This window comes from Pseudomonas sp. TWR1-1-3 (genome assembly GCF_049896805.1).
In the GTDB taxonomy this organism is placed as follows: domain Bacteria; phylum Pseudomonadota; class Gammaproteobacteria; order Pseudomonadales; family Pseudomonadaceae; genus Aquipseudomonas; species Aquipseudomonas bubulae.
Map to the genome: position 1 here is coordinate 895,329 of NZ_JAFCUZ010000002.1, position 15,912 is coordinate 911,240.

General features: G+C 57.0%; 12 protein-coding genes. 5 read left to right on the forward strand and 7 right to left on the reverse strand.

Annotated features, from left to right (window positions below; all coding sequences use genetic code 11):
- The first annotated feature begins 28 nt into the window (after positions 1–28).
- From ACP7BE_RS11645 to ACP7BE_RS11655, 3 genes are all read left to right on the forward strand, one after another.
- Positions 29–3,892 (forward strand): sensor domain-containing protein, encoded by a 3,864-nt coding sequence (locus ACP7BE_RS11645; protein ID WP_094999966.1) that lies wholly within the window; start codon positions 29–31, stop codon positions 3,890–3,892.
- 98 nt (positions 3,893–3,990) lie between these two features.
- Positions 3,991–5,244 (forward strand): serine hydroxymethyltransferase, encoded by a 1,254-nt coding sequence (gene glyA / locus ACP7BE_RS11650; protein WP_088378929.1) that lies wholly within the window; start codon positions 3,991–3,993, stop codon positions 5,242–5,244.
- Between the two features lie 142 nt (positions 5,245–5,386).
- Positions 5,387–5,941 carry a hypothetical protein gene (locus ACP7BE_RS11655; RefSeq protein WP_426105906.1) on the forward strand — a complete coding sequence of 185 codons (555 nt, stop codon included), beginning with the start codon at positions 5,387–5,389 and terminating at the stop codon, positions 5,939–5,941.
- A 100-nt stretch (positions 5,942–6,041) separates the two neighbouring features.
- On the opposite strand, the gene yjiA is transcribed toward ACP7BE_RS11655, so the two are convergent.
- From yjiA to katB, 6 genes are all read right to left on the reverse strand, one after another.
- Positions 6,042–7,010, reverse strand: coding sequence for a GTPase (gene yjiA, locus ACP7BE_RS11660; protein WP_153400103.1), 969 nt, complete (start codon positions 7,008–7,010; stop codon positions 6,042–6,044).
- A 146-nt stretch (positions 7,011–7,156) separates the two neighbouring features.
- Positions 7,157–7,354: a YbdD/YjiX family protein gene (locus ACP7BE_RS11665; RefSeq protein ID WP_007937254.1), complete on the reverse strand. Its 198-nt coding sequence runs from the start codon at positions 7,352–7,354 to the stop codon at positions 7,157–7,159.
- 15 nt (positions 7,355–7,369) lie between these two features.
- Positions 7,370–9,436 (reverse strand): carbon starvation CstA family protein, encoded by a 2,067-nt coding sequence (locus tag ACP7BE_RS11670; protein ID WP_094999363.1) that lies wholly within the window; start codon positions 9,434–9,436, stop codon positions 7,370–7,372.
- Positions 9,437–9,651: 215 nt separating this feature from the next.
- Entirely contained in the window at positions 9,652–11,019 is a 1,368-nt protein-coding gene (gene radA, locus ACP7BE_RS11675; protein WP_083369766.1) for a DNA repair protein RadA, read from the reverse strand.
- A gap of 45 nt (positions 11,020–11,064) precedes the next feature.
- Entirely contained in the window at positions 11,065–11,595 is a 531-nt protein-coding gene (locus tag ACP7BE_RS11680) for an ankyrin repeat domain-containing protein (RefSeq protein ID WP_150628297.1), read from the reverse strand.
- Positions 11,596–11,666: 71 nt separating this feature from the next.
- Positions 11,667–13,208, reverse strand: coding sequence for a catalase KatB (gene katB, locus ACP7BE_RS11685; protein ID WP_095018387.1), 1,542 nt, complete (start codon positions 13,206–13,208; stop codon positions 11,667–11,669).
- A 266-nt stretch (positions 13,209–13,474) separates the two neighbouring features.
- Between katB and mscL the strand changes: the two genes are divergently transcribed.
- Positions 13,475–13,888, forward strand: a complete 414-nt coding sequence (gene mscL / locus ACP7BE_RS11690) for a large-conductance mechanosensitive channel protein MscL (RefSeq protein WP_094999366.1) — start codon at positions 13,475–13,477, stop codon at positions 13,886–13,888.
- A gap of 70 nt (positions 13,889–13,958) precedes the next feature.
- On the opposite strand, the gene ACP7BE_RS11695 is transcribed toward mscL, so the two are convergent.
- A complete protein-coding gene (locus ACP7BE_RS11695) occupies positions 13,959–14,735 on the reverse strand; it encodes a ferredoxin--NADP reductase (RefSeq protein ID WP_094999367.1) in 777 nt (258 codons plus the stop codon).
- 367 nt (positions 14,736–15,102) lie between these two features.
- On the opposite strand from ACP7BE_RS11695, the gene ACP7BE_RS11700 reads away from it, so the two are divergent.
- Positions 15,103–15,816, forward strand: a complete 714-nt coding sequence (locus ACP7BE_RS11700) for a helix-turn-helix transcriptional regulator (RefSeq protein ID WP_426105911.1) — start codon at positions 15,103–15,105, stop codon at positions 15,814–15,816.
- The last annotated feature ends 96 nt before the right edge of the window (positions 15,817–15,912 follow it).

Here is a 15,912-nt window from a genome sequence, read left to right on the forward strand (position 1 = left end):
CATTGCCGCCAAATCGCAGGATCACAAGTTGCCCAATGTCACCCCGCCCACTCGTGTCAAAGCGTCCAGCCAATTACTCGGGACACCTGTGCGCGGAACGTTGAAAAGTGCATTGGCGACCCTGGTTTTACTGCTGCTGGCGATGCTGTTCTGGCTGTTGGTCGAGCAGTTTCAGGAAACCCTGCAGCAAGAGCGCCAGACCAGCATCAACTACAGCGCCGACCTGGCCGACCATATCGGCCTGAGCATGGCCTTGCGGGCCGAAACCGCGCTCAATCTGCTGCCCGTAGACAAGTCGCCAAGAAACCAGCGCCAGCAACAGGCGCTGGTCAAGCAACTGGGCCAGTCCTTGCCATCCCTGCAAAGCCTGGCCCTGCTCAGTCCGGCCGGCGAAGTGTTGCTCGACAGTACCGGGACCAGCCCCGACGCTGCGTATCTGGCCGACTGGGTCAAACGCAGCCCGTCGCGCAACCGCACTGAAGGTTACTACTTCAGCAACAACAGTGATGCCAGCATCATCTACCTGTTGCTGCGCCAGCCCAGCGGCGCCATCGACGGCTACTGGCTGCTGCGCATGAGCCCGGACCTGCTGCAAAACCTCACGCATCAGAACGCCAACAGCAGCAACCGGCCGCAGTGGCTGGTGGAAAACAGCCAGACCCGCAAGGTACTCAGCCGCGCGGATAAAAACGTCTCGCCCCCCTCGGCCCTGAGCCAGCGCGATGAAGACGACACCGTACTGCTGGCAGCTATCAGCCACAGCGACTGGCAACTGCGCGGGCTGTTCAATGACCGCCAGGCAATCGAGCAGCTGCTGCCCGGACTGATCGGCAAATGCCTGCTCGGCTTGGTGTTTTCGTTGCTGCCCATTATGGCGCTGTTAAACATGCGCCGCCGCCAGCGCCAGTTGCATGAAGGCCGCCGGCGTTACCACGATATTTTTGAAGGCACCGGGGTCGCCCTCTGCGTGCTCGACCTGTCCAGCCTGCCAGGGTTTCTTGAGCGCGAAAAACTCCATGACACTGATGCCCTCAAGCATTGGCTCAGCGATCATCCGGAACATCGTCGCCAGTTATTCGAGCAACTGCGCATCACCGAAGTCAACCAGGTAGCCATGCAGCTGCTGGAGGTCGATTCAGGAGAAGGTGCCTGGCACAAGCTGATCAACGGCTGCCCGCTGAGCAGTTCAGCCATTGGCTATCAGGTCGTCGAGGCCGTGCTCGACCAGCAGCAACAGCTTGAGCTGGAAATAAAACTGACCGATGCCAGCGGTCGCGACCAGCACTTATGGCTGGTGCTGCGTCTGCCTGTGGATCAGCAGGACTACCATGCCGTCATTTTGAGCATCAGTGATATCACCAGCCGCAAGTTGATCGAACTGTCCCTGCAAGAGCGCGAAAGCTTCTGGTCCGATGTGGTGCGAACCGTTCCCGACCATCTTTATGTACAAAATGTAATCAGCCAGCGGATCATTTTCAGCAACCATCACCTTGGCCAGACCCTGGGCTATAGCGCTGTTGAACTGCAGGAAATGGGCGCTTACTTCTGGGAGTTGCTGTTGCACCCTGAAGACGCCGAGCGCTATCACCAGTTGCGCAAAGAGCAGCAGGAAAACGGCTACAAGCAACTGATGCAATGCCAACTGCGGTTTCGCCATCAGCAGGGTACCTGGCGGCGCTTTGACATCCGTGAGCAAGCCTTTGCCCGTCATACCGGTGATCAAGTCTCGCGAATTGTAGGGGTGGCCAAGGACATCACCGACCAGATTGAAGCCAGCGAGTCATTGCGCGACAGCGAGCAACGCTACCGGATGCTGGCCGAAAGCATCAGCGACGTGATTTTCTCCACTGACAGCTCGCTGCGCATGAACTACCTCAGCCCCTCCATACAGACTGTACTGGGCTATGACGCACAATGGGTATTCGACAATGGCTGGCAGTCTATTATTGCCACGCCGCAACAGCTGGAGGGTATCTACAACCTGATCGAGCGTATCCGTGGCGCACTGCACAAGCCCCAGCAACTGTCGGCTTTGCGTGCTCAGGTGCAAACCCAGCTGTTTCTGTTCGACTGCCTGCGCGCTGACGGGCACAAGGTGCCCATCGAACTGCGCCTGGTGCTGGTATGGGATGAAGACGACGGTTTTGAAGGCATTCTGGGTGTTGGTCGCGACATGAGCCAGCAACGCCGTGCCGAAAAAGACCTGCGCATGGCCGCCACGGTTTTTGAACACTCCACCTCGGCCATCCTTATTACCGACCCTGCAGGCTATATCGTGCAAGCCAACGAGGCTTTCAGCCGGGTCAGCGGTTACGCCGTCGCACAAGTCCTCGACCAGCTACCAAGCATGCTCACTGTCGATGACCAACAACGCGCACACCTCGCCTATGTGCTCAAGCAACTGCATTTGCACGGCACATGGGAGGGTGAAGTCTGGCTCAAGCGCCTGAACGGCGAACACTACCCGGCCTGGGTCGGCATCACGGCAGTGCTCGATGATGAAGGCGATCTGGCCAGCTATGTGTGCTTCTTCAGTGATATCAGCGAGCGCAAGGCCAGCGAACAGCGAATCCACCGCCTGGCCTACTACGACGCCCTGACTCACCTGCCCAATCGCACCCTGTTCCAGGACCGTCTGCACACCGCGCTGCAACAGGCCGAGCGCAACAAGTCGTGGGTGGTGCTGATGTTTCTTGACCTCGACCGCTTCAAACCGATCAACGACTCCCTGGGCCACGCAGCCGGCGACCGCATGCTCAAGGACATGGCCATCCGCCTGCTTGCCTGTGTGGGTGACGACGATACTGTGGCGCGCATGGGCGGTGACGAGTTCACCCTGCTTCTGCAGCCTCGCACCACCCGTCAGAAGGCCTTGAACCGCGCTATCAATGTGGCCGAACAGATCCTCGCCAGTCTGGTAAAGCCCTTTGTACTCGAAAGCCGCGAGTTCTTTGTAACCGCCAGTATTGGTATTGCCTTGAGCCCGCAAGACGGCAACGAACTCAGCCAGTTGATGAAAAACGCCGATACCGCGATGTATCACGCCAAGGAGCGCGGCAAAAACAACTTCCAGTTCTACCAGGCAGACATGAACGCCAGCGCTCTTGAGCGCCTTGAACTGGAAAGCGACCTGCGTCATGCCCTGGAGCAGCAGGAATTCATTCTTTATTACCAGCCGCAGTTCAGCGGCGACGGCAAACGTCTGACCGGCGTTGAGGCACTGTTGCGCTGGAATCACTCAAGGCGCGGGCTGGTGCCACCCGGCGACTTTATCCCGGTACTCGAAGAACTGGGGCTGGTGGTCGAAGTCGGCGACTGGGTGCTGGCCGAGGCCTGTCGCCAGCTCAAGCTCTGGCATCAGGCCAAGGTTCGCGTGCCCAAAGTCTCGGTCAACATATCAGCGCGCCAGTTCTCCGACGGCCAGTTGGGTACGCGCATTGCCAATATCCTCAAGGAAACCGGCCTGTCCCCGGCCTGCCTGGAGCTTGAGCTGACCGAAAGCATCCTCATGCGCGAGGTCAGCGAAGCGCTGCATATCCTGGCCAGCCTGAAAAACCTCGGCCTGAGCATTGCCGTGGACGACTTTGGCACCGGTTATTCGTCGCTCAACTACCTCAAGCAATTCCCCATCGACGTACTGAAAATCGACCGTACCTTTGTCGACGGCCTGCCCTCCGGCGAGCAGGACGCGCAAATCGCCAGGGCCATTATCGCCATGGCCCACAGCCTGAACCTTGCGGTAATCGCCGAAGGTGTAGAGACCCACGAGCAGCTGGATTTCTTGCGTGAACACGGTTGCGACGAAGTGCAAGGCTATCTGTTCGGGCGACCGATGCCGGCGGGCCAATTGGTGGAGCAACTGCAAGCGGCAAGCGCGGATCTACAAGCTTGAAGCTCATAGTTGCTCACCGTGAATCGCATTCATATGCCAGATAAAACCCATTGAGTTAGAATGCCCTCCTTTTCTGCCCCCGATCCTTGAGGACCGCCATGTTCAGCCGTGATTTGACACTTGCCAAGTTCGACGCCGACCTTTTTGCCGCCATGGAGCAAGAAGCTCAGCGCCAGGAAGAACATATTGAGCTGATCGCTTCGGAAAACTACACCAGCCCAGCGGTGATGGAAGCTCAAGGCTCGGTTCTGACCAACAAATACGCCGAAGGCTACCCTGGCAAGCGCTACTACGGCGGCTGCGAATACGTAGACGTGGTAGAGCAACTGGCTATCGACCGTGCAAAAGAACTGTTCGGCGCCGATTACGCCAACGTTCAACCGCACGCCGGTTCCCAGGCCAACAGCGCCGTTTACCTGGCCCTGCTGTCGGCTGGCGACACCATCCTGGGCATGAGCCTGGCTCACGGCGGTCACCTGACCCACGGTGCCAGCGTTTCGTCTTCGGGCAAGCTGTACAACGCCATCCAGTACGGCATCGACGCCAATGGCCTGATCGACTACGACGAAGTTGAGCGCCTGGCCGTTGAGCACAAGCCAAAAATGATCGTGGCTGGCTTCTCTGCCTACTCGCAGGTTCTGGACTTCCCACGTTTCCGCGCTATCGCGGACAAGGTTGGCGCCTACCTGTTCGTGGACATGGCACACGTAGCCGGTCTGGTGGCTGCTGGCGTTTACCCGAACCCGGTTCCATTCGCTGACGTAGTGACCACCACTACCCACAAGACCCTGCGCGGTCCACGTGGTGGCCTGATCCTGGCCAAGGCCAACGCCGACATCGAGAAAAAGCTGAACTCGGCTGTTTTCCCGGGTTCGCAAGGCGGCCCGCTGGAGCACGTTATCGCGGCCAAGGCCGTGTGCTTCAAAGAAGCTCTGCAACCAGAGTTCAAGGCTTACCAGCAACAAGTGGTAAAAAACGCTCAGGCCATGGCTTCGGTATTTATCGAGCGCGGTTTTGACGTGGTTTCGGGCGGTACTGAAAACCACCTGTTCCTGCTGTCGCTGATCAAGCAGGAAATCTCCGGTAAAGACGCCGACGCGGCTCTGGGCAAAGCCTTTATCACCGTAAACAAAAACTCCGTACCAAACGATCCACGCTCCCCGTTCGTCACTTCGGGTCTGCGTTTCGGTACTCCAGCTGTCACCACTCGCGGCTTCAAAGTTGAAGAGTGCCGTGAGCTGGCTGGCTGGATCTGCGACATCCTGGCAGATATCAACAACGAAGCCGTTATCGACGCCGTTCGCGAGAAAGTCAAAGCCATCTGCGCCAAGCTGCCGGTATACGGCAACTGATCGCAAATAGCTGAATAAAAAGCCCGGCTTTCAAGCCGGGCTTTTTATTGCATCTGTTATTTTGAAACACTTGGCCGCTCCCCCCGAACAATAACAGCCTAGTCTGAATTTATGCATTCTTACCAACTGCAGAGTTCAGACAATGACTAACGATTCGCAACACTCCTTTATCGCCACCTTGCATATACCGAACCATAACCTTCATCTTTTAGGGGCTCTTCATGGCCAGTCGGTCATAGTAACTGACTTGCTGGGCAGTGGCGGTGTCTTCTCCGGCAAACCACAGTGGAGGGACGACTCCGCAGCCATGGGCATTCAAGCCCACGCCACAGGCGGGATCAAGGCTACGCTCAAGCTTTATTTCCGGCATACCGCCAAGGGCTATGAAATACATATCAAACACCCTGGCCAGTATGACCGGCACCGGCTGGCCATGAACCATATGGATATACTCTATGCGAGAAGTCCGACACTAAAGCATCCACTTGCCTTCACACTACTCGATCAAAACAACCGAACAGTGACAGAGAGGAACTTGAGTGAACCCCATACCCTTATCACACTTAAAACCCATAACAACAAGTATATCGGCGTAAGAAAAGCCAAAGGCTCACCTCATTACTATCTTGGTGAAACAGCCGAACATAAAAAAATGGTATTTCTTTTAAATATTATTGAAAGAAATGTGCCCTATTGATTTTACAACCGTGAAGTTGTGCGAAACACCTGTTATTGCAGTAAGACAAAAAAATCAAAAGCCCCTGACCCTCTCCCGGAGGGAGAGGGTCAGCTATCACTCAAACCCCAAGCCGGGCAAAACCCTCGCGAATCTTGGCCTCTGGCAAATCATCGGCAATAAACACCATCACACTTTCACGGGCTTCACCTTCGGCCCACTCGGTGTCCCAATCAAAGCCATACAACTTGAGCACCCCCTGAAACACCAGCCTGCGATCTTCACCGGCAATGCTCAGCACGCCTTTGTAGCGCAGCAATTGCTTGCCGTGCTCTTCCAGCAGCTCGTTCATGAAGGCGCTAAGGCTGTCGATATCCAGCGGCTTATCGGTGCGTAGCACCAGACTGGAGATACGATCGATAGAAGCCGCAGGCTGTACCGGGCGCAAGCTCAGGCCACCCCCCAAGTCTGCGTTGAGGTTAAACCCGCGCACATCCAGTAATTCGGCCAGATCGATCTTGCCGTGCTCAACCACGCGGATCGGCGCCCGGCGGTTGATACGGGTCAAACGCTCGCTCAAGGCATCAAAGGTGGCGTCATCCACCAGATCGCGCTTGCTCACCAGTAAGCGGTCAGCAAAACCGATCTGCGCCTGGGCAATGGTCTGACTCAAATGCACATCGGCGTGGGCTGCATCCACCAGGGTAATAATGCCGTCCAGCAGATAACGCTCGCGCAGCTCTTCATCGATAAAGAAGGTTTGCGCCACCGGTGCCGGGTCGGCCAGGCCGGTGCACTCGATCACCAGGCGGTCGAAGGCAATTTCGCCATTGTCCAGACGCTCAAGCAGCAGGAACAGCGCCTTGGTCAGGTCGGTGTGGATGGTGCAGCACACACAGCCATTGGCCAGGGTCATGACTTGCACCGGCTCGTCCCCCAACAGTTGGGTGTCGATCCCGGCATCGCTGAATTCGTTTTCGATCACGGCGATTTTCAGGCCGTGTTCTGCCTTGAGCAAATAACGCAACAAGGTGGTTTTACCGGCCCCCAGGAAGCCGCTGAGAATGGTGACGGGGATTGGAGAGGTCATGCAGTGCCTCCTTAAACATAACGCAAAAACAAATGTGGGAGCGGCCTTGCTCGCGATTCAGGCGACACGGTGTCACTGACACACCGCGCCGTTCTTATCGCGAGCAAGCCCGCTCCCACAGTCAGATACAGCTCAGCCCTGACGGGTTAACAACACTTGGGCCCGCCCTTGCCGCCGTAACGCGCTTCCTGGCGTTCACGAAAGAACGCCTCGTAGCTCATCACCGGCTTGTCCGGGTGCTTGGTTTGCATATGCTCGACGTAGTTGTCGTAGTCGGGCATGCCGACCATCAGGCGTGCGGCCTGACCGAGGTATTTACCGAGGCGACTCAGGTCATTGAACATGGTTGCAACCCTCTATCAAGCATCTGGCATGGCTTGGTACGGCGACTCTTTATCCGTACGTTCTTTGCTGCCCCATGCAGCGACACCCACTTTGATCGCAAAGAACAGAATGCTGAACACCACGAACAGAAACAGCACGGTCAGACCGGCGTTGGTGTAGGCGTTGATGATCACATGTTGCATCTGGTCGATGTTTTTCGCCGGGGCAATCACTTGGCCGGCTTCCAGCGCAGTGCTGTATTTGTTGGCCAGGGACAGGAAGCCCACTGCCGGGTTGGCGTCGAACAGCTTGATAAAGCCTGCCACGGTGGTGCAGATCAGCAGCCAGACGGCTGGCAGCATGGTCACCCAAATGTAGCGCTGGCGCTTCATTTTGATCAGCACAACGGTTGCCAGCATCAGCGCGATACCCGCCAGCATCTGATTGGAGATACCGAACAGCGGCCACAGGGTGTTGATGCCGCCCAGTGGATCGATCACGCCCTGATACAGCAGGTAGCCCCACATCGCCACACACAGGCCGGTGGCCAGCAAGTTGGCGCCCCAGGACTCGGTACGTTTGAGTGCAGGCACAAAGCTGCCCAGCAAGTCTTGCAGCATAAAGCGACCGGCACGGGTACCGGCGTCAACTGCGGTCAGGATAAACAGGGCTTCGAACAAAATGGCGAAGTGATACCAGAACGCCATAGTGTTTTCACCCGGCAACACGTTGTGCAGGATCTGCGCGATACCCACCGCCAGGGTCGGTGCACCGCCGGCACGTGCCAGGACGGTGGTTTCACCGATGTCCTTGGCCAGCGCGGTCAACGCATCCGGGGTAATGGCAAAGCCCCAGTTGGTGATGTTTTGCGCAACGGTAACCACGTCACCGCCGACAATCGCTGCCGGGCTGTTCATGGCGAAGTACACACCCGGCTCGATCACCGAAGCAGCAACCATCGCCATAATGGCCACGAAGGACTCCATCAGCATACCGCCGTAACCGATATAACGGGCGTTGCTTTCGTTATCCAGCAGTTTTGGCGTAGTACCCGAAGAAATCAGCGCATGGAAGCCCGATACCGCACCGCAGGCAATGGTGATGAACAGGAACGGGAACAGGCCGCCTTTCCAGACCGGGCCGGTGCCGTCGGTGAACTGGGTCAGCGCGGGCATTTTCAGCTCGGGCATGGTGACCAGGATGCCGATGGCCAGCGCAACGATAGTGCCGATCTTGAGGAAGGTCGACAGATAGTCACGAGGTGCCAGTACCAGCCATACCGGCAGAACCGCCGCAACAAAGCCGTAGCCGATGAGCATCCAGGTGATTTGCGTACCGGTAAAGGTGAACACCGGCGCCCACTCGGGGCTCGCCGCAATCTGGCCCCCCAGCCAGATGGAGCCAAGTAGCAGCAGCACACCGACGATGGAGATTTCACCTATGCGGCCCGGGCGGATGTAGCGCATGTAAATGCCCATGAACATCGCGATCGGGATGGTCGCCATCACCGTGAACATGCCCCACGGGCTCTCGGCCAGGGCCTTGACCACGATCAGCGCCAGCACCGCGAGGATGATGATCATGATCAGGAAGCAGCCAAACAGCGCGATGGTGCCCGGGATCTTGCCCATTTCCTCACGCACCATATCGCCCAGGGAGCGACCGTTGCGGCGGGTGGACATGAACAGGACCATGAAGTCCTGCACCGCACCGGCCAGTACCACGCCGGCGATCAGCCAGAGTGTGCCCGGCAGGTAACCCATTTGCGCGGCCAATACCGGCCCGACCAGAGGGCCAGCGCCAGCAATGGCGGCAAAGTGGTGACCAAAGAGAATGTGTTTGTTGGTCGGCACATAGTCCAGACCGTCGTTGTTGAGCACCGCAGGTGTTGCGCGGCTGGAGTCCAGTTGCATCACCTTGGTGGCGATAAACAGGCTGTAATAACGGTAAGCAACCAGATAAATGGCAACAGCTGCCACAACAATCCACAAGGCGTTGATCGCCTCGCCCCGGCGCAATGCCACTACGCCAAGGGCGCAGGCTCCTACAATTGCCAGCACCAGCCACGGGATGTGGCGGAGCAGGCTATTTTTATTATTCATTTTTTTAATTCCGGCCAGTTGGACAAGAAAGACTGCACCCGGAGTTTAGCGCTACTGGCTTTAAAGACCAGCCCCCAACATTGGTCTAGAGCCTTCTTTTGCGGTTTTTTGGCAGGCGGTGCTGCACATTTTTTTCGTGCAACGCCGCTGTCTGTCCCAGGCTGTCAGCCCGATACCGCGCCCAACCCTTGCAGATTTTTTACACCTTTGAACGCTTATTCGAACAACGCATCCAACGCCTGTTCCAGACGGGTAACGCCAATGACTTTCAGCCCCGGCGGCGACTCCTTGGGCGCATTGCCCTTGGGCACGATGGCGCGCTTGAAACCGTGCTTGGCCGCTTCCTTGAGCCGCTCCTGGCCGCTTGGCACAGGGCGCACCTCACCCGACAGGCCGACTTCACCGAACACCAGCAGATCATGGGGCAACGGACGATTACGCAGGCTGGACATCACGGCGGCCATCAGCGCCAGGTCCGATGCGGTTTCCAGCACCTTGACCCCGCCCACCACGTTCAGGAAAACATCCTGATCGTGGGTTGGAATACCGCCGTGTCGGTGCAATACGGCCAATAACATGGCCAGACGATTCTGGTCCAGGCCCAGGGTCACCCGCCGCGGGTTAGACATATGGCTGTCGTCCACCAGCGCCTGCACCTCCACCAGCATCGGGCGAGTCCCTTCCCAGGTGGCCATCACCACACTGCCAGGGACTTCTTCCTGGGCGCGGGTAAGGAAAATTGCGGAAGGGTTGGAAACTTCCTTCAGGCCTTTGTCGGTCATACCGAATACGCCCAGCTCGTTGACCGCGCCAAAACGGTTTTTCACTGCCCGCAGCAAGCGCAGCCGCCCGTCGGATTCACCCTCGAAATACAGTACGGTATCCACCATATGCTCCAGCACCCGCGGCCCGGCCAATGCGCCTTCTTTGGTCACATGGCCCACCAGGAAAATCGCCGTGCCGCTGGACTTGGCATAACGCACCAGCAAGGCCGCACTTTCACGCACTTGCGACACGCCGCCCGGTGCTGATTGCAGTTGCTCGGTAAAGATGGTCTGAATCGAGTCGATGACCATGACCTTGGGCTTTTCCAGCTTGGCAGTGGCGATGATGCTTTCAATGCAGGTTTCGGTCATCACCTTGAGCTGATCCTGCGGCAGCCCCAGGCGCCGGGCGCGCATGGCCACTTGCTGCTGGGACTCCTCGCCGGTGACGTACAACGCAGGCATGCGTGTAGCCATCTGACACAAGGTTTGCAGCAGGATGGTGGATTTGCCGATCCCCGGATCGCCACCGATCAACACCACCGAGCCATCCACCAGACCGCCGCCAAGCACCCGATCCAGCTCGCCAGAAGCGGTGGAGAAGCGCGGTAGTTCCTCGATGCTGACTTCGGCCAGGGTCTTGAGCTGGGCCTGTTGTCCGGTCCAGCCGGTACGGCCGCTGGGCGGCGCCGCAGCCCCGCTTTCAACGATGGTTTCCACCAGGGTGTTCCAGACGCCGCACTCGCCGCACTGCCCGGCCCACTTGGGGAAAGTTGCGCCGCACTCGGTGCAGCCGTAAATGCGCTTGGGCTTGGCCATCTGAACTCCACGGAAAAACCGCGATGATAGCCCACTGAGCCTGGATCAGCGCGTCACCGGCATGCGGATTTCGCCATCGGCCAGCCGGGCGGCACTGTTGCCCGATGCATCTTCAGCATTCAGGTCGGCGCCTTTGCGCGACAACTCCCCCAGCAGCTCAACCCGCTGGAACAGGCCCGCATACATGGCTGCCGTCTGCCCTGCACCATTGCGCTGATCAGGGTTGCAGTCGGCTGCCATCAGGCGGTGGGCAATCTTGAGTTCACCCTTGAAAATCGCCCCCATCAGGGCCGTGTTACCGCGTTTGTCCTGCACGCAGGCATTGGCACCTGCCTTGAGCAAATGCTCCACCGCCTTGGGCTGGCCGTTATAGGCAGCCAGAATCAGCGCGGTATAGCCTTTGCTGTCTTGAATATCGAGGGTGTAGCCGGATTCGATAAAGGTCTCGAGCATTGGCACATCGCCACGACGGGCGGCATCAAAAAAGTAATCCTGAAGCTGGCCCCGGGTGTCGGCCCCATCGGCCAGGCTCAGGCCGCTGAAAAACAGCAAGGCCAGGGAAATAAACGTTCGCATGCTTCTCTCCTGAATCAAAAGCCCTCACCCCGACCCTCCAAAAGGGAGAGGATCGGGGTGAGGGCTGCGGGTTAATCCGCCAGCTTGGCAGCCAGCGCCTTGACCCGACTCAGATCGCCCTTGGCCACTTTGGCTACGCCAGTGCCGTACTCAGGGTCGGCCTTGTAAAGGAACGACAGGATGATGTGCTTGCTTTCATCGTCTGTAGTTGCCAGCGAACCACCGAAGCTTTCAATCAAATCCTGACGCTCTTTCTGGCTGAATGAACGGTAAAGATCACCGGCCTGCTTGAAGTTCTGCTCACGCTGAATCTTCGCTTGCTGGGTAGTACCCGCCAATGGCATTTCGCTGTAGCGCGCAGCTTGCGGCTCTTCACGCGGCATCAAGCGGCTTGGCTGGTAGTTCACCCCCGACGTGGTGTGGCCCAGGTTCATCGCGCCGTCCTGGTTGCCATTGTTTACCGCGACCCGGGGGGCGTTGATCGGCAATTGCATGGCATTGGCACCCAGGCGGTACATCTGCGTATCGGCATAGGAGAACACCCGGCCCTGCAACAGACGGTCTTCGGAAGGCTCGATACCTGGTACCAGGTTGGCCGGGGCCATGGCGACCTGCTCGGTTTCCTGGAAGACATTGGCCGGGTTGCGGTTCAGGACCATTTGCCCGACTTTTCGCTCAGCCACGTTAGGCCAGATCTTGGTGGCATCCAGCGGGTCGAAATCAAAGGTTTTCAAGTCTTCAGGCTTGAGGACCTGCACATACAAGTCCCACTTGGGGAAGTCACCCTTATTGATATGCGTAACCAGATCGTTGGTCATGTGGCTGTAGTCTTGGCCCTGAACCTGCGTCACTTGTTTCGGATCAAGGTTTTTCAACCCCTGCAGGCTCTTCCAGTGAAACTTCACATAGCGCACGTCCCCCTTGGCATTGACCAGTTTGTAGGCGTGTACACCGTTACCATCCATTTCCCGGTAACTGGCGGGGGTACCCGCGTTGGAGTACAGCTCGGTCAGGGTGCGTGTGGCTTCCGGTACGTGAGAGAAGAAGTCGAAACGGCGCGAGTCGTCATCCAGGTTGGTACGCGGGTCAGGCTTGAAGGCGTGAACCATGTCCGGGAACTTGATCGCATCACGGATAAAGAAGGTGGGGAAGTTGTTACCCACCAGGTCCCAGTTGCCGTCCGCGGTGTAGAACTTGGTGGCAAAACCCCGTGGGTCACGCAGGGTTTCTGGTGAGTGGGCGCTGTGTACCACGGCCGAGAAACGCACAAACACCGGGGTGGTTTCGCCTTTGGCAAATACTTTGGCCTTGGTCAGGTCGCTCAAGTCATTGGTGACTGTAAACGTGCCGTGTGCGCCTGTGCCACGAGCGTGAACAACTCGCTCCGGGATACGCTCGCGATCAAAACGCTGCAGCTTTTGCAGCAGCTGCACGTCTTGCAGCAGAACCGGACCATTGGCCCCTGCCGTCTGGGAGTTCTGGTTGTCACCGACAGCGGCACCGTTGTCACGGGTCAGTGTGGCGGCCTGGGCTGTAACCGACAGCAGGCTGGCGCTTAATACACACAGCAGGCGGCGCTGTGAAAGCGCGCCGAAGCCTAGGGGGGTGGTCATGCGTAAGTCCTCTGGTTATTGGTTGCGCAATGGAGCGCTGACCAAAGGCTAGAGGCATGCAACGCAAACTCTAAATAGAAAGGTCTCAAGCCGGCCATTGAGAAAAAGGTCTGGTATTGCGCCATTCAATCGCGTAGTGAAAGCCAATAGAAAACTTCTCACGGCCAAACGGGTCGATTGCTTACCCGCAAACAGCTGTACGGGCAAGATCAGCCATGCTGATTTACACTGCACCCACCAACCTCATCTGTAACAAGGAATAACCTATGGGCGTGATAAGTGAGTTCAAGGCCTTCGCGGTCAAAGGGAACGTGGTCGATATGGCCGTCGGTATCATTATCGGCGCGGCATTCGGCAAAATCGTTTCGTCCTTTGTGGGGGACGTGGTCATGCCACCACTGGGGTTGCTGATTGGCGGAGTCGACTTCAGTGACCTGGCCATTACGCTGAAAGCCGCCGTTGGCGATGCGCCAGCAGTGGTTGTGGCCTACGGCAAATTCATCCAGAGCGTGATCGACTTTATCATCGTCGCGTTCGCTATCTTTATGGGTGTAAAGGCAATCAACCGCCTGAAACGCGAAGAGGCGGTCGCTCCGAGCGTACCACCGCTGCCCTCTAAAGAAGAGGAACTACTGGGCGAAATTCGCGACTTGCTCAAAGTTCAAAATAACCGGCCATAAGTGCTCAATAAAAACAACGGCGCCCTCAGGGGCGCCTTTGTTTTTCCATGTCACACACAATACAAAACAACTACCAATAGTTCTCAACAGCAACTTGACCTGGCCGGCGGCTCAGACTCAACTGCATGTCCCGTGCCTTGAGCAACTTGCGCGTGTCATCGATCATTTGCGGGTTACCGCACAACATGGCCCGTGAGTGCTCACTGCTCAATTCAATACCTGCGGCGTGTTCAAGTTCGCCATTTTCGATCAATGCAGTAATGCGCCCGTTCAATGCACCGGGTACCTGCTCCCGGGTAACCACCGGTATGTAGATAAATTTGTGCGCATAGTCGGCCAGGTATTCACGGCTGCATAGCCCGGCGATCAGTTCCTGATAGGCCATTTCGCAGGCATGGCGGGCGCTGTAAACCAGCACGATGCGCTCGAACTTTTCCCACACCTCAAAATCCTGCAGGATCGAGAGGAAAGGCGCGATGCCAGTGCCGGTCGCCAACAGCCACAGGTCACGACCGTCGACAAAGCGGTCAAGAGTCAGGAAGCCGTAGGCCTGACGCTCCACCAACAAGGTGTCACCCACTTCCAGGCGACTGAGCTCACTGGTAAATTCCCCGCCTGGCACCACGATCGAAAAGAACTCCAGAAACTCGTCATGGGGGGAAGAGACCATTGAATAGGCGCGCCACACCGTGCTGCCATCGGCCTTGGTCACCCCCAGCCTGGCGAATTGCCCTGCGCGAAAGCGAAAACCCGGATCACGTGTGGTACGCAACGTGAACAGGCTGGGCGTCAGCGGTGTGACGTCGAGAAGCGTCTGTTGGGTGAATTTTTCTGCAGTGGCAGTCATGGGGCACTCCAATGGCGAATGCCCTAGTGTCGCGCAAAGAGGGCCTGAGAAAAACCGATGGTTTGTGATGGCTTTACGGCATCCAGCCGCATCGCAAACACCGCCCGGACTGCAGCCGGAAAGATAGCTTTGCATTGAGCTTTTGGATCCGGTGCCGTTAACCCCACGCAACTGCTATATAGAAACACCCGAAAACGTATAATTAGATACTGTTATTACATGAGCACCCACATCTACAACTAACAAAGTTTTCACATACCAACCCCTACTTTCGAATAATTAGCATTATTCGAAACAGCACCTAAAATCTTCTTAACGGGCCATCTCACAACACCGCTTACTTACTGCCGGGCCGCAGGAGCGCCTTATGACCGCACATCATTCAATCAGTAAAAACCATTACCTTTCTTGCATAAGCGAGGCTGAACTCTGTTCAAACACACTCAAACAAATAGAAGAATACGGCTTTGACTTTTTCTTCTTTCGAATGATTCCTCGCCTTGGAAACATCACAACGAATAGCAAAGTAATTACAAACTATCCAAATGATTATGTCGATAGATATGAAAAAGGTCACCTCTCGCAAAAAAACCCTCTGCTGACCCACTGCCAGTTATCGATCCTGCCCATTATCTGGAGTTCTGATGTCTTTCGTGAGACGCCTGACCAGTGGAGAGCCACGCAAAACTGCGGGCTGACCTATGGCTGGTCGCAATCGGTACACGACCCCAATGGCGCTGTGAGCATGTTGAGCCTCGCCAGAAAAAGCACGCCAGTCACCGAGGACGAGTTTTCAGATAAGGCTGCCAATGTGTTGTGGCTCTGCAACCAACTGCACAGTGCCATGCTCGAGCGCTGCCACCTTCATCACCGGCTGGAGATTCATATCATCCGCCTGTCTTGTCGCGAGCTGGAGATATTGAAATGGACTGCCGAAGGTAAAATCGCTTCCGACATCGGCATGATTCTGGGCCTGAGCACCCGTACCGTGAACTTTCACATCAGCAGCGCCATGAAAAAACTGGGGGCCAACAACAAAACCTCCGCGGTGGTCATGGCGGCCAAGTCAGGCCTGTTGTAGGCCTGACCTGCGCAGCGGCAATAAACCCATCAGGTAATCTTCGGTAAATAAAAGTAAAATCACCGCCACCTGTAAAACCCACGGACGCTTCTGCTT